Source organism: Leclercia sp. W6 (assembly GCF_003336345.1).
Classification (GTDB): Bacteria; Pseudomonadota; Gammaproteobacteria; order Enterobacterales; family Enterobacteriaceae; genus Enterobacter.
Map to the genome: position 1 here is coordinate 805,408 of NZ_CP031104.1, position 19,442 is coordinate 824,849.

Sequence of the window (19,442 nt, forward strand, 5' to 3'; positions counted from 1 at the left end):
TAAAAAAACGGGGGCGTTCATGCCCCCGGTGTATTCACTAAAAAATTACAGACCCAGCAGACCGATAGCGTAACCGACGATACCGATAACGAAGAAGCCGACGATGATCCATAGCGCATTGACCTTTTTACGCAGCAGCCACATACAGGCGAAGGTCAGCAGCAGCGGCACCAGGCCCGGCATCAGCTGGTCAAGAATGGTTTGCACGGTGGTCACACGGGTCTGACCATCCTGACCGGTGATGGTTGACACCACCAGCGGGATGTTAACGTGCGTCCACTTGTTAACCAGCGCCCCCATGACAAACAGGCCGAGGATTGACGCCCCCTCAGTCAGTTTCTGCAGGAAGCCGCCGCCCATATCCTGGACGATATCCACGCCCTTACGGTAGCCGTAGGCCACGCCGTAGTAACGGGTTGCCAGACGTACCACGTTAAACAGGATAAAGAAGAGCAGAGGGCCCAGCAGGCTACCGCTCATGGCGATACCCGCACCGAGCGCGGCGAAGACCGGACGCACGGTACCCCAGAAGATCGGGTCACCTACGCCCGCCAGCGGCCCCATCAGACCCACTTTGATACCGTTGATGGCACCATCGTCAATCTCTGCGCCGTTAGCACGCTGCTCTTCCATCGCCAGCGTTACGCCCAGAACCGGCGCCGCAACGTATGGATGGGTGTTGAAGAATTCCAGGTGACGTTTAATCGCCTGACGACGCGCTTCGTTGTTTTCCGGGTACAGGCGTTTGATCGCCGGCACCATCGAGAAGCAGAAGCCCAGCGCCTGCATACGTTCGAAGTTCCATGAACCCTGGAACAGGTTTGAACGGATGAACACGCCACGAATATCACCCGAAGTCAGTTTTTTCTGAGGGGTAGTTTTAGTCATATCAACCATTTCGCTCACCTGCTAGTCCAGTTCGTTATCGAGATCGTTATTACCAGCAACCTGTGCACTACCGGCTACGCGGTTATATTTCGGGCTGAGCTGGATGTAGAGGATAGCCATTACCGCACCAATCACACCCAGTGCCACCAGGTTGAAGTTGGTGAATGCCGCGGTAACGAAGCCGAGATAGAAGAACGGCATCAGATAGCCTGCGCGCATCATGTTGATGACCATCGCATAACCGACGACCACGATCATGCCGCCTGCAATGTTCAGACCGCTGGTGACCACTTCAGGAATGGCGTTCAGCATGCCCTGGACTTCGCTGGTACCGACGGAGATTGCCACGATCACCGCCGGGATAGCGATACGCATGGCTTGCAGGAACAGGGACGAGACGTGGATCCACGACAGAGCCGTCAGGTTGCCATTCTCCGCCGCCTTATCTGCCGCATGCTGGAATGCAACGGTGATAGTACGCACGATGATGGTCAGTACCTGGCCTGCTGCAGCCAGTGGGATAGCCAGCGCGATACCGGCGCCGATATTTTGATGGCCGGCAATGACCAGCACGGTAGAGATGATGGAGGCGAGAGCCGCATCCGGCGCAACGGCCGCACCGATGTTCATCCAGCCCAGGGCGATCATTTCCAGGGTACCACCGATGATGATACCGGTTTTCATATCCCCGAGAACGGCGCCAATTAACGTACAGGCGACCAGCGGACGGTGAAACTGAAATTCATCTAGTACGGATTCCATACCCGCTATACACGCGACGATGAACACCAGCACAATCTGAAGAGTGGTAATCTCCATTGTACTTCTCCTATAGCTTTAACAGACTTAAGTGTGAAATTTGTCAACCAGCGCCGGCTTATTTCGCCACTTTGCTGATCAGATCCATCATTTTCAGTTTCGGGTCGGTAGAGACTTTACGGACTTCAAGCTCGATTCCGCGATCGTTGAGTTTCCTGAACGCTTCGATATCTTTTTCGTCCACCGACACCGCATTGTTCACCTGCGTTTTGCCCTGACGGTAAGCCATACCACCGATATTCACGGAGGTGATTTTTACCCCTTCCTCAACAATACGTTCGACGTCTGTTGGGTTGGTAAACAGCAGCATCACGCGCTCACCCGCATATTTCGGGTTGTTGTAAACGCGGATCATTTTGGCGACATCCACCACGTGCGCGGTTACGCCCGGCGGGGCCACTTGCGTAAGGAGGGTTTTACGAACCGTATCAGCGGCGACTTCATCGCTGACCACAATGATGCGCTGGACGTTGGTCTCTTTGGTCCAGCGGGTAGCTACCTGGCCGTGAATCAGACGGTCGTCGATACGCGCCAGGCCAATCTGCATGTAATCGTTCGGGCCCATCGGCTTAAGCGGGGCGGCGGCTTTCGGGGCAGCAGCCGGGGCAGGGGCAGCCGCCGGAGCGACGTTTTCTGTAGGTTTCGCTTTCAGCGCTTTCACGCCTTCACGACCGGTTTCGACAGCCAGGGCAACCAGCTCGTCAAAGCTCGGGTTGTCATCACGGGCCATCAACGTCTCGACCAGCATGGGGATGTTAACCCCAGCAACAACTTCATGCTGCTCTTTATCAACCACAATGCGGCTTGCCGCGTTAAACGGACTGCCGCCCCAGGTATCAACAAGGAACAGCACGCCGCTGCTGGTATCCAGATTTGCCAGTTGAGCGGTATATTTTTCTATCAGCGTCTCAGCATTTTCACCGGGAACGAAATCGATCCAACCGACGTTTTCCTGTTCGCCTAAAAGCATTTCTGCGGTTTTAAGTAACTGCTCTGCAGCCCAACCATGTGTGCCTATAACAATAGCAATAGTCACTTGCTACCTCCTTTTATTATCGTTAATGCCCCCGGGTGAGAGGAGCATTAGAGATCATCTTCGAAAGAACGAATCGATTCAGATAAGGGTTAGAGTTCAATTAACTAAGACTTACGCGATTTATTTTAGACATCGAAAAAATAATTTATGTGATGAAGATCCGTAATTTAGCCTAAGCCAATGAGATATTTCTGTGATCAAAAAAAGCACGGAAACATCTGTTTGCAAAGGAAAGTAAATCTTTGCCAAAAAGCTCAGGTCTCTGATATGTTTACCATCCGTTTAATTGTCAGGAGTATGGGGCAGTAGCCCACTGTATGGACCGTCACCGACGCCAGTCACACACCCGGCCAACTCTGGCCAGCCTTATCGGCGATTCGCGCCACTCACTGTTTACGTTCTTTACCGCTTCGCCCGAGCTTTTCGCGGCGCCGTTTTGCCATTCCTTTAGCAGGAGCTTGTCATGGAATTCTTAATGGACCCGCAAATCTGGGTAGGATTGCTCACGCTGGTGGTACTTGAGATCGTTCTCGGTATCGATAACCTCGTGTTTATCGCGATCCTTGCGGATAAACTTCCACCTAAACAACGTGATAAAGCACGTTTAATCGGTCTGTCGCTGGCGCTGATTATGCGTCTTGCGCTGCTGTCGGTGATCTCATGGATGGTTACGCTTACGCAACCGCTGTTCACCGCCTTCAACTTCACCTTCTCAGGGCGCGACCTGATCATGCTGCTGGGGGGGATATTCCTGCTCTTCAAAGCCACAACCGAGCTCCATGAACGGCTGGAAAACCGCCAGCACGACGACGGACACGGTAAAGGCTATGCCAGCTTCTGGGTAGTGGTACTGCAAATCGTGGTACTGGACGCGGTCTTCTCCCTCGACGCGGTCATTACCGCTGTCGGTATGGTTAACCACCTGCCGGTGATGATGGCGGCCGTGATCATCGCGATGGCGGTGATGCTACTCGCTTCGAAGCCGTTGACGCGATTCGTTAACCAGCATCCGACCGTGGTGGTGCTCTGTCTGAGCTTCCTGCTGATGATTGGTCTGAGCCTGGTAGCAGAAGGTTTCGGCTTCCATATTCCGAAAGGCTATCTGTACGCCGCCATTGGTTTCTCCATCATTATAGAGCTGTTTAACCAGATTGCCCGTCGCAACTTTATTCGTCAGCAGTCGAACCAGCCGCTGCGTGCCCGTACCGCTGATGCGATTTTGCGTCTGATGGGCGGCCGCCGCGAAGCCAAAGCACAGCGGGACAGCGATAACCATGTCCCGGTGCCGGTTCCGGAAGGCGCCTTTGTGGAAGAAGAGCGCTATATGATCAACGGCGTGCTGTCGCTGGCCTCGCGTTCCCTGCGTGGCATCATGACCCCGCGCGGTGAAATCAGCTGGGTCGATGCCAGACTGAGCGTGACGGAAATCCGCCAGCAGCTGCTCTCCTCCCCGCACAGCCTGTTCCCGGTTTGTCGCGGCGAGCTGGATGAGATCATCGGCGTGGTCCGTGCCAAAGAGATGCTGGTGGCACTGGAAGAGGGCGTGGACGTTGAGGCTATCGCCGCCGCGTCGCCTGCCATCGTGGTGCCGGAAACGCTCGACCCGATCAACCTGCTTGGCGTGCTGCGCCGTGCCCGGGGTAGCTTTGTCATCGTGACCAACGAGTTTGGCGTGGTGCAGGGCCTGGTAACGCCGCTGGATGTTCTGGAAGCGATTGCCGGTGAGTTCCCGGATGCCGACGAAACGCCGGAAATCGTTAACGATAATGATGGCTGGCTGGTCAAAGGCACCACGGATCTGCACGCCCTGCAACATACGCTGGGACTGGAACACCTGACCAACCACGATGAAGATATCGCGACGGTGGCCGGTCTGGTGATTGCCGTGAACGGTCAAATTCCGCGAGCCGGTGATGTGCTTGAGCTGCCGCCGCTGAAGATAACCATCGTGACTGCCAACGATTATCGCGTTGATCTGGTGCGCATTGTTAAAGAACAGTCCGCCCACGACGAAGAAGAGTAATTACGGAGTCGACGGCATCATATCGCCGTTATGAGAGGCTGGCGGAGGTGAACTCTCCGCCAGCCACTGAGGGAAATCCCGCAGTGGCATTGGCCGCGCATACAAAAATCCCTGAAGGATATCCACACCGTGCAGGCGCAGATGGCTCGCCTGGTCGCTGGTTTCCACCCCTTCAGCCACCAGTTCAATATTCAGACGCTGGGCCAGGGCAATAATGATGTCTGTCACCGTTGAGTTGACGGCATCCGTGCCGATGGCGGCGGTAAAGGATTTATCAATTTTCAGCACTTCCGGATTGAGTTTCTCCAGCCACGAAAGCGAACTGCTCCCGGTACCAAAATCGTCAATCGCCAGCTTCACCCCTTTCTGATGTAACGCCTCTACCATGTTGTAATCCATCTCCAGCAGGGTATCGCGCTCGGTTAATTCAATCACCAGCTGCTGCGCGGGCTCGGCACTGAACCAGACGCGATTCAGATCGTGAAGCAGAGTGCCGTCACGGAAATGGCTGGCCGCGACGTTGATCCCAATATGAAAGCCCGGCGCGGGCGGAAATATGGCCAGATGGCGGACGGTTTCGATAAGCACGTAGCGGGTGAGGGGGACAATCAGGTTATGCTCCTCCGCCAGCGGAATAAAAATATCCGGGGCGATCCACCCCTGCCGCGGATTATTCCAGCGCAGAAGAATTTCCACGCCGACACAATCCTGTTTTTTGGCATCGATCAGCGGCTGGCAAAAGAGCTCAAACTCGCCGGAGGCCAGGCCAAAGTTGATCTCCCGGGTAAAGCTCATGCGACTGGCGGTGGCAAGCCAGGCGATATACCCCACCAGCATGCTGAATATCACCGCCAGCGGCAGCTGCGACGGCAGACTTTTCAGCGCCAGCGCGGTCAGCCCCGGGCCGTTGACGGTGATGATGAAAGGAAAGTTGAGGGAAGCCTGCTGGTAAACGTTGTCGCCAGCGTCAGCTACCAGCCTGTCCGAAAGCTGGCGCTCATGGTTCAGGTACTTACCGCCAACGCTGAGGTTAACGTCGCTGATGATCGGCAGCTGGGGCTCCAGCAGCATCCGGGCGATAAGGTCGATATTCACAATCTCCATGATGCCATCCTCACTCTGGCCGGGCGCCGGATACCACTGGATCAGCACCGGGCTGCCTTTCATCAGCGGCTGGTCTGTGGTCAGGAGCAGTAAGGGCTGCGCGGCGGGTAGCTGGGGCTGAAACTGGCTGATGGGGATATCGCGGTTACCGAACATGCTTGAGCAATAGAGAATGCCGTCTTTAATCAGGCCGATTGAGCGCACGGTTTGCAGGGAGGCGGCGTGCTTGCGCAATAAAAAGTTGACCTCCACGCAGGGCAGGCCGATAAGCGGTTGTACCACATCGCGTCCCGTCTCCAGCGGTTGCAGGATCTTATCCAGCGTATCGACAGCATGAGAGACAAAGGCCACGGTGGTCTGCTGATTTAAATTGCGCTGTGAAATAAAGCCGATAATTAGCGTGCAAACGAGAGTGGAAAGGGACAGCACGAGGCAGACGATTACCCTTTTGCGGCGATAATTTTTAATTATCCTGTGCGTTGTTTGCATGCCACGGTCACCCGAAGAGCCACTGGCGCAGATGCCCATGGCAACCTGGCTAGTGTAGTCGGCATTATTTCAGGTAACGAGGAAAGTGGATGAAATTCGCCCATCCCTATCAGATGGGCGTTTAGAGCATGAAAGACGAAAGTCGCAGAAGCGCTTTCAGCGTCTTAGTCGCACTGTACCTTGATGGCCAGACCGCCGCGGGACGTTTCGCGGTATTTGGCGTTCATGTCTTTGCCGGTTTCGTACATGGTTTCGATCACCTTATCCAGCGAGACGCGTGGTTCGCTGGTACGGCGCATCGCCATACGGGAGGCGTTGATCGCTTTCACAGAGGCAATCGCGTTACGCTCAATACATGGCACCTGCACCTGACCGGCAACCGGGTCACAGGTCAGACCGAGGTTATGTTCCATGCCGATCTCGGCGGCCACGCATACCTGCTCCGGGCTGGCGCCCAGCAGCTCAGCCAGACCGGCTGCCGCCATGGAACAGGCCACGCCCACTTCACCCTGACAGCCAACCTCAGCGCCGGAAATGGAGGCATTCATCTTATACAGCGCACCCACCGCGCCTGCGGCGAGGAAGTAGCGAATATAGATATCCGGGCTGACCGATTCGATAAAGTGATCGTAGTAGGCCAGCACTGCCGGAATGATCCCGCAGGCACCGTTGGTTGGCGCGGTCACCACGCGACCACCGGCGGCGTTCTCTTCGTTCACCGCGAGGGCAAACATGTTGACCCAGTCCACCACATTCATCGGATCGTTGGAGTACTTATCCGTCGTGACCAGCATCCGGCGCAGGGCAGAGGCACGACGCGGCACGCGCAGCGGGCCAGGCAGTACCCCTTCGGTATTCATACCGCGATCGATACAAGCGCGCATGGTCTGCCAGACGTTCGCGAAATAGTCTTCAATCTCTTTCTTGCTGTGCAGCGCCAGCTCGTTCTGCATCACCATGCCGGAGAGGGACAGGCCAGTCTCCTTGCAGTAATTCAGCATCTCTGTCGCCGATTTGAACGGGTAAGGCACCTTTACGTCGCCCGTGACGTCCTGGCCGAAATGCTCTTCATCGACGATAAAACCGCCGCCGATGGAGTAGTAGGTCTTGCTGTAGACCACTTTCTCGCCGCTGAAGGCGTGGATCTGCATCCCGTTTTCATGCAGGGAGAGGTTGTCGCTGCGAAAACGCATACCGTCATCCTGCGGGAAATCCACTTCATGCCGGCCATTTGCCAGCAGCAGACGACCGCGCGTTTCCACGTCGCGAATAAACGCCGGAATGGCGTCAATATCTACGGTGTCCGGCATATTTCCGGCCAGACCCATAATAATGGCGATATCGGTGTGGTGGCCTTTACCCGTAAGCGACAGTGAACCGTAAACGTCTACAGCCACGCGGGTAACGCTATCCAGTAATCCTTTTTCGACCAGGTCATCGACGAACTGTTTACCGGCCTTCATCGGCCCGACAGTGTGGGAAGAAGAGGGACCAATCCCCACTTTGAACATGTCGAATATACTAATCACTTTAACACTCCTGACAGGGTTACCGGGTTTCCAGTAACGATGTAATAACTTCGCATAGTGTAAGAGGGAACCCTGTCGTCAGCTCAACTATTCACATGAATTAAACTAATGATTAACGCCTGATAAACTAATAGCGGGAGGCGGATCGCAAAGGCGCAAAAAAGAGACGAATGTAAAGTATAGTCAAGGTTTCAGGCCGATCTGCAGCGCCAGCTCACGAATTATTCCCGCCGTCATGCCCCAGACAAAATAATGCTCATACCAGGAAAGCCACACCCGATGATCGTGGCCACGGCGATGAATATCGAGCGGATGATAACGGCCCAGACGCAGGGCTTCCGCCAGCGGCATTTCGAACACCGATTCCACTTCGTCCTCGCTGGCGTGATAGTGCAGATCCGGCGGAATAATCCCCACCACCGGCGTAACCTGAAAACCGGTGACGCTGTCCACTGGCGGTAGGACGCCAATCACCTCGACCTTGTGCGGCGGGATCGCCACCTCTTCCTCGGCTTCACGCAGGGCGGCGGCAATTAACGAGGCATCGGTACTGTCCACCGCGCCGCCGGGAAACGCCACCTGACCGGCATGTTTACGCAGCTTCGCCGAGCGCCGGGTCAACAGCAGGCCCGGCTGCTCCCGGCGCACCACCGGGATCAACACCGCCGCCTGACGCTGGTTCAGCGACGTGCTGTTCACCTGCGGGCGCAACAGCTGAAAACGCGATAAAAAATGGTCGAGGGTCAGGTCGTGGGTATTCACCAGTTAGCACTCCAGTTGTTGCAGAATACGATTCACTTTATCAAAGGTTTCCTGATATTCCGCCCCGGCCTGGCTGTCAGCCACAATGCCACCGCCTGCGGAACAGTAGATCTGCCCCTCCACCGCCGTCAGGGTGCGAATGGTGATGCTGGTATCCATGCCGCCGCAGAGGCTGATATAGCCGATGCTGCCGCACCAGGCGTTGCGGCGATGCGGCTCCAGTTCGTCGATGATCTCCATCGCCCGCACTTTCGGCGCGCCGGTGATCGACCCACCGGGGAAGGCGGCGCGCAGCAGATCGCACGCGGTCTGCGTTTGCGGCAGGCGGGCGGTGATGGTGCTCACCAGATGATGCACGGCGGGGAAGGGCTCCACCACGAATAGCTCCGGGACCCGCACGCTTCCCGGCTCCGCCACCCGGCCAATATCATTGCGCATCAGATCGACGATCATCAGGTTTTCCGCCCGGTCTTTCGGCGAGGCGGCGAGCTTCTCAGCCTGCTGGCGATCCGCCTCGGCATCCGCCAGCCGCGGCAGGGTGCCTTTAATGGGACGGGTCTGGATGGTGCCGTTCGCAAGGTGAATAAAACGCTCCGGGGAGAGGCTCAGGATCGCCCCCTCTTCAAGACGTAAAAAGGCGCTGAACGGAGCGCGGTTGTTGGCGTTCAGCCGGGTAAAGGCCTGCCATTCGTCGCCCTCGTAGCGGGCCTGGAAACGCTGGGCCAGATTCACCTGATAGCAGTCGCCGCTGTGCAGGAAGGCCTGCACGCGCGCAAATTTGTCGTTGTACTCCTCCGCAGTCATATTGGCCTGCCAGCCGGAGGTCAGCCGGAATGCAGGTATATTTTCAGGGGAGTGCTGTGCTTCAAGCCAGGCCAGCCGCGCCTGTGCATCGCCATGACAGACCAGCGACACCCGCTGTTTGTGGTGATCGACGATTATCGCCCAGTCATACAGGCCCACCGCCATATCCGCCAGGGTGATATCACGCAAGGCCCGTTCCGGCAGCTTTTCGAAGCGGCGACCAAGGTCATAGCCGAACAGCCCCAGCGCGCCGCCCTGGAAGGGGAGGTCCGGGTCAGGCGTGCAGGGCAGGCCCATCTCATCAAGGGCCTGCTGCAACAAACTCAGCGGGCAGGCGTCAGAATGAACCCCGTCGATTAGCGTATCCGCCCCGTGGGTCACCAGCGTGGTGCGCGGGTCGGCCACCAGAATGTCAAAGCGACTGTAGGGGTGATCCGCATGGCCCGAGTGCAGCAGCATGGCCCACGGCAGATGGCTGAGCGGAGCAAACCAGAATTCTGCGGCGTCAGGACGCCACGGCAATGTCATAACAGCGGGGGATAACGAGTTCATGGGTGGTAAACAACCGGGCAGCGTGAAATAATTAGCGCCAATAATTTAGCAGGAGTTGACGATGTTTGCAGGTTTACCTTCACTGAGCCACGAGCAGCAGCAAAAGGCCGTCGAGCGCATACAGGAGCTGATGTCCCAAGGGATGAGCAGCGGGCAGGCAATTTCCCAGGTGGCAGAAGAGCTTCGCGCCACCCATACCGGCGAGCGGATCGTGGCGCGTTTTGAGGATGATGAAGAGGAGTAACGCCCCTTACACCGCAGCGATAATCTTAATCTCAACCTTATACTGCGGCTTCATCAGCGTCGCCTGTACCGTGCAGCGGACAGGCGCGTGACCCGCCACTACCCACTCATCCCAGGCTTTGTTCATCGCCGCAAAATCCTCTTTACTGGCCAGGAAAATGGTCGCATCCAGAATGCGGGATTTGTCGCTGCCCTGTTTTTCCAGCACTGCGTCAATCTGCGCCAGGGTATTGGCGGTCTGCTCATAGGCGTCGGCATCCAGGTTTTCCGGGACGCCGGTGTAGTAGAGGGTCTGGTTGTGGATCACTACATCTGACCAGCGGGCTTCGGCATCAATGCGCACAATTGTCATACACGTTTCCTCGTTATGGTGACTTTCTGCGGGCAAGACTGCCATATTGTTTTGCCTGCGTCACTCTCGACTGGCGCCAGGACGATCGGCCTGACATAATCCCTGTGCAAAATTACAGGGGGCAGAGTGGCAGACGATTTCGCAGCAGACGGACAGTTAGCAAAGGCAATTCCCGGCTTCAAGCCGCGCGAACCGCAGCGCCAGATGGCGCACGCGGTAGCCGAGGCGATCGACAGCGCCCAGCCGCTGGTGGTAGAGGCGGGTACCGGCACCGGTAAAACGTACGCCTATCTGGCGCCGGCGCTGCGTACGAAGAAGAAGGTGATCATCTCCACCGGTTCGAAAGCGTTGCAGGATCAGCTCTACAGCCGCGATCTGCCCACCGTCGCCAAAGCCCTGAAATACAAAGGCCGTCTGGCCCTGCTGAAAGGGCGCTCCAACTATCTCTGCATTGAGCGGCTCGAACAGCAGGCGCTGGCGGGCGGCGATCTGCCGGTACAGACCCTCAGCGATGTGATCATCCTGCGCAGCTGGGCCAACCAGACCCAGGATGGCGATATCAGTACTTGCGCCAGCGTCGCCGAAGACTCACCCGCCTGGCCGCTGGTCACCAGCACCAACGACAACTGTCTGGGCAGCGACTGCCCGCTCTATAAAGACTGTTTTGTGGTCAAAGCGCGTAAAACGGCGATGGAAGCCGACGTGGTGGTGGTTAACCACCACCTCTTTCTGGCGGATATGGTGGTGAAAGAGAGCGGTTTTGGCGAGCTGATCCCCGAAGCCGAGGTGCTGATCTTCGACGAAGCCCACCAGCTCCCCGATATCGCCAGCCAGTATTTCGGCCAGTCGCTCTCCAGCCGCCAGCTGCTGGATCTGGCGAAAGATTTTACCATCGCCTACCGCACTGAACTGAAAGACACCCAGCAGCTGCAGAAGTGCGCCGACCGCCTGGCACAGAGTACGCAGGATTTTCGCATGCAGCTTGGCGATCCGGGTTTTCGTGGCAACCTGCGCGAACTGCTGGCGGATCAGCATATTCAGCGCGCGTTGCTGCTGCTCGATGACGCCCTGGAGCTCTGCTACGACGTGGCGAAGCTTTCCCTCGGCCGCTCGGCGCTACTGGATGCCGCCTTTGAACGCGCCACGCTCTATCGCGCCCGTCTGAAACGGTTGAAAGAATTTAACCAGCCCGGCTACAGCTACTGGTACGAATGCAACTCGCGCCATTTTACCCTTGCGCTGACGCCGCTCACCGTGGCCGATAAGTTCCAGGATGTGATGGCGCAGAAGCCGGGCAGCTGGATCTTTACCTCCGCCACGCTGTCGGTTAACGACGATCTGCACCATTTCACCGAACGTCTCGGCATCGCAGAGGCCAAATCCCTGCTGCTGCCGAGCCCGTTTGATTACGCCACCCAGGCGCTGCTCTGCGTGCCGCGCAACCTGCCGCTGCCCAATCAGCCCGGCGCCGCCCGCCATCTGGCGGCGATGCTCAAGCCGATGATTGAGGCCAACAATGGTCGCTGCTTTATGCTCTGCACCTCCCACGCGATGATGCGCGACCTGGCGGAGCAGTTCCGCGCCACCATGACGCTGCCGGTACTGTTGCAGGGTGAAACCAGCAAAGGCCAGCTGCTGCAGCAGTTTGTCAGCCACGGTAATGCCCTGCTGGTGGCCACGAGCAGCTTCTGGGAAGGGGTCGACGTGCGCGGCGATACTCTGTCGCTGGTGATCATCGACAAATTGCCCTTTACCTCGCCGGACGATCCGTTGCTGAAGGCGCGGATGGAAGATTGCCGCTTGCGGGGAGGCGATCCGTTTGATGAGGTGCAGCTTCCGGATGCGGTCATTACCCTTAAGCAGGGGGTGGGGCGCCTGATCCGTGACGTGGACGATCGCGGGGTGCTGGTGATCTGCGATAACCGCCTGGTAATGCGTCCTTACGGTGCCACCTTTATCGCCAGCCTGCCGCCGGCGCCACGTACCCGGGATATCGATCGCGCCGTGCGTTTCCTTGCTGCGTCGCAGGCGCAGTAATTTGCTGACGGGTGTGCTAAAATGCGCCCCTTTTTGTGACTGACCACTGCGAGAGCGCGACAATACATGCGAATTCTGGCTATCGATACCGCCACAGAGGCCTGCTCCGTTGCCCTGTGGAATGACGGTACTCCCTTTGCTCATTTCGAAGAGTGCCCCCGGGAACACACCCAACGTATCCTGCCTCTGGTGAAGATGATCCTCACCGAGGGCAATACCTCTCTCACCGACCTCGATGCGCTGGCCTATGGCCGTGGTCCGGGCAGCTTTACCGGCGTTCGCATCGGTATCGGCATTGCCCAGGGACTGGCGCTGGGCGCCGAACTGCCGATGATTGGCGTCTCGACCCTGGCCACGATGGCCGAGGGTGCCTGGCGCAACACCGGTGCCACCCGCGTGCTGGCCGCCATTGACGCCCGAATGGGCGAAGTCTACTGGGCGGAATATACCCGCGATGAGCAGGGCGTCTGGCACGGGGAAAAGAGTGAAGCGGTGCTCACACCGGAAGCGGCAGGTGAGCGCATGAAGCAGCTTTCTGGTGAGTGGGCAACCGTCGGGACCGGCTGGCCAGCCTGGCCTGACATGGCAAAGGAGAGCGGTCTGACGCTAGTGGATGGCAAAGTGCTGCTGCCTGCCGCAGAAGATATGCTGCCCATCGCTTGTCAGATGCTGGAGGCAGGGCAAACCGTGCCGGTGGAGAAAGCCGAGCCGGTTTATTTGCGAAACACCGTAGCGTGGAAGAAACTTCCGGGCCGGGAGTGAATCTCAGTATAAGAGCCTGAGAAAAAGGAGTCGCATCATGGCGGTTCAAAAATATGTCGTTTGTCTGCTGACCGTCGGGGCGCTGGCCCTGGCGTTAACGGGATGTGTCTCCGTGCCTGATGCCATCCAGGGCAACAGCCCGACGCCGCAGCAGGATCTGGTCCGGGTGATGAACGCCCCGGAACTCTACGTAGGTCAGGAAGCGCGTTTCGGCGGCAAAGTCGTGGAGGTGCTCAACCAGCAGGGGAAAACCCGTCTGGAGATTGCCACCGTTCCCCTCGACAGCGGCGCGCGTCCGGTGCTGGGTGAAGCCTCACGAGGCCGTATCTACGCCGATGTTAACGGCTTCCTCGATCCGGTGGATTTCCGCGGGCAACTGATCACCGTAGTGGGTCCAATCACCGGCGCAGAGCAGGGTAAAGTCGGCAACACGCCTTATAAATTCATGACTATGCAGGCCAACGGCTATAAACGCTGGCGGGTGCAGCAGCAGGTGATGATGCCGCCACCCGATCCCTGGTACTGGGGACCGCATCCATGGCGTTATGGCTATGGTTACGGCTACGGCGGATGGCCAGGCTATGGCCCCGGTCCGGCTCAGGTCCGAACGATAGTAACAGAGTAAGTCACTGTTATTCTTAATTAAGAAACAGCGGCCTGTCCGCTGTTTTGTTTTTTCCACGGTAATAAGAAAAATAAATAGTGACGCGCTTCGCAACCTTAAATCCGGACAATAAATAAACTGGTACGCTGAGTTAATATTATGTTAACGACTTGTTTATTAACCGGGGTTGTGATGACGACGAACACGCATTTCAGAGGTGATGTAGTGAAGAAGGTTTGGCTTAACCGATATCCTGCGGATGTTCCCGCAGAGATAAATCCTGACCGTTATCAATCCCTGGTTGAACTGTTTGAAAATTCCGTAACGCGTTACGCCGATCAGCCTGCGTTTGTGAACATGGGCGAGGTGATGACCTTCCGTAAACTGGAAGAGCGCAGCCGGGCCTTTGCCGCCTATCTGCAACAGGGCTTAGGCCTGCAGAAGGGCGATCGCGTGGCGCTGATGATGCCCAACCTGCTGCAGTATCCGGTGGCGCTGTTCGGTATTCTGCGCGCCGGAATGATCGTGGTTAACGTCAATCCGCTCTATACCCCGCGTGAGCTGGAACATCAGTTGAATGACAGCGGTGCCGCGGCGATTGTGATTGTCTCCAACTTTGCCCACACGCTGGAAAAAGTGGTTGATAAGACCCAGGTCAAACACGTCATCCTGACGCGGATGGGCGACCAGCTCTCCACCGCCAAAGGGACGCTGGTTAACTTCGTCGTCAAATATGTCAAACGTCTGGTGCCGAAATATCACCTGCCGGATGCCATCTCTTTTCGCCAGGCGCTGCACACCGGCTACCGGATGCAGTACGTTAAGCCTGAGATCGCCTCGCAGGATCTGGCCTTCCTGCAATATACCGGCGGTACAACCGGCGTGGCGAAAGGGGCGATGCTCACCCACCGCAACATGCTGGCGAACCTCGAACAGGTCAATGCCACCTACGGGCCGCTGCTGCATCGCGGCAAAGAGTTGGTCATTACCGCGCTGCCGCTGTATCACATTTTTGCTCTGACCATGAACTGCCTGCTGTTTATCGAACTCGGCGGACAGAACGTGCTGATCACCAACCCGCGTGACATTCCGGGGCTGGTGAAAGAGCTGGCGAAATATCCGTTTACCGCCATGACCGGGGTAAACACCCTGTTTAACGCGCTGCTCAATAATAAAGAGTTTCAGCAGCTCGATTTCTCCACCCTGCATCTGTCGGCGGGCGGCGGGATGCCGGTACAGCAGGCGGTGGCCGAGCGCTGGGTCAAGCTCACCGGGCAATACCTGCTTGAAGGCTATGGCCTGACCGAGTGCGCCCCGCTGGTGAGCGTGAACCCGCACGATATCGACTATCACAGCGGCAGCATTGGTCTGCCGGTGCCCTCCACCGAAGCCAAACTGGTGGATGACGACGATAACGAAGTGCCGCATGGCGAGCCTGGCGAGCTGTGCGTAAGAGGGCCGCAGGTGATGCTGGGTTACTGGCAACGCCCGGACGCCACCGACGAAATCATCAAGGATGGCTGGCTGCACACCGGCGACATCGCGGTGATGGATGATGAAGGTTTCTTACGTATCGTCGATCGTAAGAAAGATATGATCCTGGTCTCCGGGTTCAACGTCTATCCCAACGAGATCGAAGAGGTAGTGATGCAGCACAACGGCGTGCTGGAAGTGGCCGCAGTAGGGGTACCAGGAGGCAGCAGCGGCGAAACGGTAAAAATCTTTGTGGTGAAAAAAGATCCTGCCCTGAGCGAAGACGCGCTGATCACCTTCTGCCGTCGCCATCTTACCGGCTACAAAGTGCCGAAGCTGGTGGAGTTCCGCGACGAACTGCCAAAATCGAACGTCGGGAAGATATTACGACGAGAATTACGTGACGAAGCGCGCGCCAAAGTAGACAATAAAGGCTGAGCTTCGTGTTAGTCGCCCAGAAACGCTGGCCTGGCCAGCGTTTTTTTATGGGCGCAAACCATAGAGAAAATGATTTGAATTACCAGATGATCACCACCAACGACGAACTGGCTTCGCTGTGCGATCTCACCCGCGATGCTTCCGCCATTGCGCTGGACACCGAGTTTGTTCGTACCCGCACTTACTACCCGCAACTGGGTCTGATCCAACTGTATGACGGCAAACGGGTATCGCTTATCGATCCGCTGGGGATCACCGACTGGACGCCGATGCGTGAGCTGCTGCTGGACACCGCCATCACCAAATATCTGCATGCCGGCAGTGAAGATCTGGAAGTTTTCCTCAACACTTTCGGCATCATGCCGCAGCCGCTGATTGATACCCAGATCCTCGCCGCGTTTGCGGGTCGTCCACTGTCATGGGGCTTTGCCGCCATGGTGGAAGAGTACACCGGCCTTGTCATCGACAAGAGCGAATCACGCACCGACTGGCTGGCGCGTCCGCTGACCGAACGCCAGCTCGACTACGCGGCGGCGGATGTGTTCTATCTTCTCCCCATCGCCGGTCAGTTGATGAAAGAGGCCGAAGCCTCCGGCTGGCTGCCTGCGGCGCTGAATGAGTGCCAGATGACGCAGCAGCGTCGTCAGGAGATCGCCGACCCGAAAGAGGCGTGGCGCGACATCACCAACGCCTGGCAACTGCGCACCCGTCAGCTGGCCTGTCTGCAACTGCTGGCCGACTGGCGTCTGCGTAAGGCGCGCGAGCGTGACCTGGCGGTGAACTTTGTGGTGCGTGAGGAGCATCTCTGGGCCGTGGCGCGGTACATGCCGGGCAGCCTGGGCGAGCTGGACAGCATCGGGCTTTCGGGTTCGGAGATCCGTTTCCACGGGAAAACGCTGCTGGCGCTGGTGGCGAAAGCTCAGCAACTGCCGGATGAGGCGCTGCCGGAGCCGCTGCTGAATCTGATGGATATGCCGGGGTATCGCAAAGCATTTAAGGCCATTAAGGCCCTGGTGCAGGAGGTAGCGGCAGAGAGTAAAGTCAGCGCCGAGCTGCTGGCCTCACGCCGTCAGATCAACCAGCTGCTGAACGCGCACTGGAAGCTGAAACCGCAAAACGGCACGCCGGAACTGATTGCCGGATGGCGCGGGGAACTGATGGCCGATCGCCTGAATGCGTTACTGGAAGCGTATCCGCAGTAAGCGCGATCTGTAACCCCCGGCGGCGCTACGCTTGCCGGGGCTACAAAACGACAAACCGTAGGCCGGGCAAACGCAGTGCCGCCCGGCAAAACGCACATTTATGAACGCGACTCTTCCGCTTCCGGCAGAGTGACGTTGAGCTCCAGAATCGAGATATCCCCATCCTTTTGCTCCAGCTGCACGGTGACCATTTCCGGGTCGATCTGCACGTATTTACAGATCACTTCCAGGATGTCTTTGCGCAGCTGCGGCAGGTAGTGCGGTTCAGCGTCGCTGCGGCGGCGTTCCGCCACGATGATCTGCAGTCGTTCTTTAGCGATGTTGGCGGTGTTTTTTTTCCGCGAGAGAAAAAAGTCCAGTAATGCCATAACTTATCCTCCGAACAGGCGTTTGAGGAAACCTTTCTTCTCTTCTTCAATGAAGCGGAAAGGACGTTCTTCTCCGAGCAGACGATCCACAGTGTCCGCATACGCTTTACCCGCGTCTGCGTTGGTGTCGAGGATAACCGGTTCACCCTGGTTAGAGGCGCGCAGCACGGATTGATCTTCCGGGATAACGCCAACCAGTTTGATGCGCAGGATCTCCAGCACGTCTTCCATACTCAGCATATCACCTTTGCTGACACGACCCGGATTATAGCGGGTCAGCAGCAGGTGCTCTTTGATCGGTTCTTCGCCATTTTCCGCACGACGGGATTTTGAGGCAAGAATACCTAAAATACGGTCCGAGTCGCGCACGGATGAGACTTCCGGGTTGGTGGTGATGATCGCTTCATCGGCGAAGTAGAGCGCCATCAGCGCACCGGTTTCGATGCCCGCAGGTGAATCGCAGATCACGAAATCGAAGTCCATCTTGTTCAGCTCATCGAGCACTTTTTCCACGCCTTCACGGGTCAGCGCATCTTTGTCGCGCGTCTGGGAAGCGGGAAGAATATAGAGATTGTCGGTACGCTTATCTTTAATCATTGCCTGATTCAGCGTGGCATCACCCTGAATCACGTTCACAAAGTCGTAAACCACGCGGCGTTCACAACCCATAATCAGGTCAAGGTTACGCAGGCCGATATCAAAGTCGATAACGACAGTTTTCTTTCCCTTCTGGGCCAAACCAGTAGCGATGGCCGCGCTGGAGGTGGTCTTGCCAACGCCTCCTTTACCCGAAGTAACAACAATAATGCGTGCCATAGAAATTCCTTGTTAAAAAGGGATCAATTCAACGGTTGAACGGTCAAAGCGTTGTCTGCCAGACGCAAACGTGCTGCTTTGCCAGAAAATTCGGCCGGGATGTTATCGCTCAGCCAGTAAACACCTGCGATGGAGACCAGCTCCGCCTCCAGGTGGGTACAAAAAATTTGCGCATCGCGATCGCCACTGGCACCTGCCAGCGCGCGGCCTCGCATTGAGCCATAGATATGAATATTGCCATCGGCGATCAGCTCCGCACCTGCGCTGACGTGGTTTGTTACAATAAGGTCACAATTTGGCGCATAAATACGCTGTCCGGAACGCACCGGCAGGTCGATCAAGCGCGTTTTTGTGGCGGGTGTAACAGGGAGTTCAGGCGGGGCAGGGGGCTCTGCGCGCGGGGCTTTATCTTTGCCTTCGGTGAGCAGCGGAAGACCCGCCTCGTCGATTTCGGCTTTCAGTTCAGGATCTTTACAGCCGCTGATGCCGACAATCCGCAGCCCGGTGGCTAAGACCGCCTGCTGCAGCAGCTGCCAGTTAATCGGCGCTTCAAGATCGCTGACATTAATGACGACAGGCGCATGTTTCAGGAATGCGGGCGCCTGCGCGATTTTGTCTTCTAACGCCTGACGAATAACCTCGGGTTTTGCTTCATGCAAATGAACCACTGATAAGGTGAAGCTACTGCCTTTAAGCTCGATTGGCGTGTTTGACATCCTGGCCTTACTCAATTTGCTTTTTACCACGGCGTGTGCGTCGTGATATTCCGAAGAGTATCAGGCATGTTATAGTCACAATTATATTGAGGCAAGTCACCCTCCCCGTTAATTCTGAGTAAATATATGTTTTGTGTGATCTACAGAAGTACCCAGCGCGACCAGACCTATCTTTATGTCGAAAAAAAGGACGATTTTTCCCGTGTGCCTGAGGCGCTGATGAAGAGCTTCGGTAAGCCGCAGATGGTGATGCTCATGCCGCTTGACGGGCGTAAGCAGCTGAAGAACGCCGATCTGGAAAAAGTAAAAAGCGCGTTAGCCGAACAGGGCTATTATTTACAACTCCCTCCGCCGCAAGAGAATTTACTCAAACAGCATCTTGAGGCGCTGGGAAAAAAATAGTTTGAGATTAATCTGTCAGGGTT

General features: G+C 56.8%; 20 protein-coding genes. 9 read left to right on the forward strand and 11 right to left on the reverse strand.

Translation table 11 applies throughout. From position 1 onward, the window contains the following. Nucleotides 1–45 precede the first annotated feature (45 nt). Genes DVA43_RS04005 through manX form a run of 3 tightly spaced genes read right to left on the reverse strand, consistent with a single transcriptional unit; the run spans nt 46 to nt 2,743 of the window. On the reverse strand, nt 46–897 hold the full coding sequence (locus DVA43_RS04005) for a PTS mannose transporter subunit IID (protein ID WP_168192027.1): 852 nt from the start codon (nt 895–897) through the stop codon (nt 46–48). Nucleotides 898–909: 12 nt separating this feature from the next. After that, a complete protein-coding gene (locus DVA43_RS04010) occupies nt 910–1,707 on the reverse strand; it encodes a PTS mannose/fructose/sorbose transporter subunit IIC (protein WP_103180025.1) in 798 nt (265 codons plus the stop codon). A gap of 58 nt (nt 1,708–1,765) precedes the next feature. Continuing rightward, nucleotides 1,766–2,743 carry a PTS mannose transporter subunit IIAB gene (gene manX, locus DVA43_RS04015; RefSeq protein ID WP_114314650.1) on the reverse strand — a complete coding sequence of 326 codons (978 nt, stop codon included), beginning with the start codon at nt 2,741–2,743 and terminating at the stop codon, nt 1,766–1,768. 317 nt (nt 2,744–3,060) lie between these two features. Between manX and DVA43_RS25305 the strand changes: the two genes are divergently transcribed. Together DVA43_RS25305 and yoaE are read left to right on the forward strand one after the other, a co-directional pair. After that, complete coding sequence (locus tag DVA43_RS25305) at nt 3,061–3,219, forward strand: hypothetical protein (RefSeq protein ID WP_371414022.1); 159 nt, start codon at nt 3,061–3,063, stop codon at nt 3,217–3,219. Then, nucleotides 3,207–4,766 (forward strand): CNNM family cation transport protein YoaE, encoded by a 1,560-nt coding sequence (yoaE, locus tag DVA43_RS04025; RefSeq protein WP_114314651.1) that lies wholly within the window; start codon nt 3,207–3,209, stop codon nt 4,764–4,766. The genes DVA43_RS25305 and yoaE overlap by 13 nt, the downstream gene beginning before the upstream one ends. Here yoaE and DVA43_RS04030 read toward each other — a convergent pair whose 3' ends face one another. The 4 genes from DVA43_RS04030 to pabB all read right to left on the reverse strand — a co-directional run bounded on the left by DVA43_RS04030 (nt 4,767) and on the right by pabB (nt 10,006). Next, nucleotides 4,767–6,359 (reverse strand): EAL domain-containing protein, encoded by a 1,593-nt coding sequence (locus tag DVA43_RS04030; protein WP_114317072.1) that lies wholly within the window; start codon nt 6,357–6,359, stop codon nt 4,767–4,769. It abuts the gene before it with no gap. Between the two features lie 164 nt (nt 6,360–6,523). Next, nucleotides 6,524–7,888, reverse strand: a complete 1,365-nt coding sequence (sdaA, locus tag DVA43_RS04035) for an L-serine ammonia-lyase (protein WP_114314652.1) — start codon at nt 7,886–7,888, stop codon at nt 6,524–6,526. A gap of 183 nt (nt 7,889–8,071) precedes the next feature. Next, nucleotides 8,072–8,650 (reverse strand): CoA pyrophosphatase, encoded by a 579-nt coding sequence (locus DVA43_RS04040; protein WP_103822349.1) that lies wholly within the window; start codon nt 8,648–8,650, stop codon nt 8,072–8,074. Between the two features lie 3 nt (nt 8,651–8,653). Then, nucleotides 8,654–10,006 carry an aminodeoxychorismate synthase component 1 gene (gene pabB / locus DVA43_RS04045; RefSeq protein ID WP_114314653.1) on the reverse strand — a complete coding sequence of 451 codons (1,353 nt, stop codon included), beginning with the start codon at nt 10,004–10,006 and terminating at the stop codon, nt 8,654–8,656. Nucleotides 10,007–10,067: 61 nt separating this feature from the next. Between pabB and DVA43_RS04050 the strand changes: the two genes are divergently transcribed. After that, complete coding sequence (locus tag DVA43_RS04050; RefSeq protein ID WP_039030781.1) at nt 10,068–10,250, forward strand: YoaH family protein; 183 nt, start codon at nt 10,068–10,070, stop codon at nt 10,248–10,250. A 6-nt stretch (nt 10,251–10,256) separates the two neighbouring features. Here DVA43_RS04050 and DVA43_RS04055 read toward each other — a convergent pair whose 3' ends face one another. Then, the gene (locus DVA43_RS04055; protein ID WP_103180017.1) at nt 10,257–10,601 is read right to left on the reverse strand and encodes a RidA family protein; all 345 of its coding nucleotides are present in this window, start codon (nt 10,599–10,601) and stop codon (nt 10,257–10,259) included. 126 nt (nt 10,602–10,727) lie between these two features. Here DVA43_RS04055 and DVA43_RS04060 point away from each other — a divergent pair, with 126 nt between their 5' ends. The 5 genes from DVA43_RS04060 (at nt 10,728) to rnd (ending at nt 17,117) form a co-directional block, all read left to right on the forward strand. After that, complete coding sequence (locus DVA43_RS04060; RefSeq protein WP_114314654.1) at nt 10,728–12,638, forward strand: ATP-dependent DNA helicase; 1,911 nt, start codon at nt 10,728–10,730, stop codon at nt 12,636–12,638. Between the two features lie 66 nt (nt 12,639–12,704). Continuing rightward, on the forward strand, nt 12,705–13,400 hold the full coding sequence (gene tsaB, locus DVA43_RS04065; protein ID WP_114314655.1) for a tRNA (adenosine(37)-N6)-threonylcarbamoyltransferase complex dimerization subunit type 1 TsaB: 696 nt from the start codon (nt 12,705–12,707) through the stop codon (nt 13,398–13,400). Between the two features lie 37 nt (nt 13,401–13,437). Continuing rightward, on the forward strand, nt 13,438–14,025 hold the full coding sequence (locus DVA43_RS04070; RefSeq protein ID WP_114314656.1) for a Slp family lipoprotein: 588 nt from the start codon (nt 13,438–13,440) through the stop codon (nt 14,023–14,025). A 204-nt stretch (nt 14,026–14,229) separates the two neighbouring features. Further along, a complete protein-coding gene (gene fadD / locus DVA43_RS04075; protein WP_139157091.1) occupies nt 14,230–15,915 on the forward strand; it encodes a long-chain-fatty-acid--CoA ligase FadD in 1,686 nt (561 codons plus the stop codon). 74 nt (nt 15,916–15,989) lie between these two features. Further along, nucleotides 15,990–17,117, forward strand: a complete 1,128-nt coding sequence (gene rnd / locus DVA43_RS04080; protein ID WP_114317073.1) for a ribonuclease D — start codon at nt 15,990–15,992, stop codon at nt 17,115–17,117. A 98-nt stretch (nt 17,118–17,215) separates the two neighbouring features. Here rnd and minE read toward each other — a convergent pair whose 3' ends face one another. The 3 genes from minE to minC are packed head-to-tail and all read right to left on the reverse strand — an operon-like array spanning nt 17,216 to nt 19,017. Beyond that, nucleotides 17,216–17,485: a cell division topological specificity factor MinE gene (gene minE, locus DVA43_RS04085; RefSeq protein ID WP_103180012.1), complete on the reverse strand. Its 270-nt coding sequence runs from the start codon at nt 17,483–17,485 to the stop codon at nt 17,216–17,218. Nucleotides 17,486–17,488: 3 nt separating this feature from the next. Continuing rightward, a complete protein-coding gene (minD, locus tag DVA43_RS04090; RefSeq protein WP_114314658.1) occupies nt 17,489–18,301 on the reverse strand; it encodes a septum site-determining protein MinD in 813 nt (270 codons plus the stop codon). A 23-nt stretch (nt 18,302–18,324) separates the two neighbouring features. Beyond that, a complete protein-coding gene (gene minC / locus DVA43_RS04095) occupies nt 18,325–19,017 on the reverse strand; it encodes a septum site-determining protein MinC (RefSeq protein ID WP_114314659.1) in 693 nt (230 codons plus the stop codon). Nucleotides 19,018–19,143: 126 nt separating this feature from the next. Here minC and DVA43_RS04100 point away from each other — a divergent pair, with 126 nt between their 5' ends. Next, a complete protein-coding gene (locus DVA43_RS04100; protein WP_114314660.1) occupies nt 19,144–19,419 on the forward strand; it encodes a YcgL domain-containing protein in 276 nt (91 codons plus the stop codon). Nucleotides 19,420–19,442 lie beyond the last annotated feature (23 nt).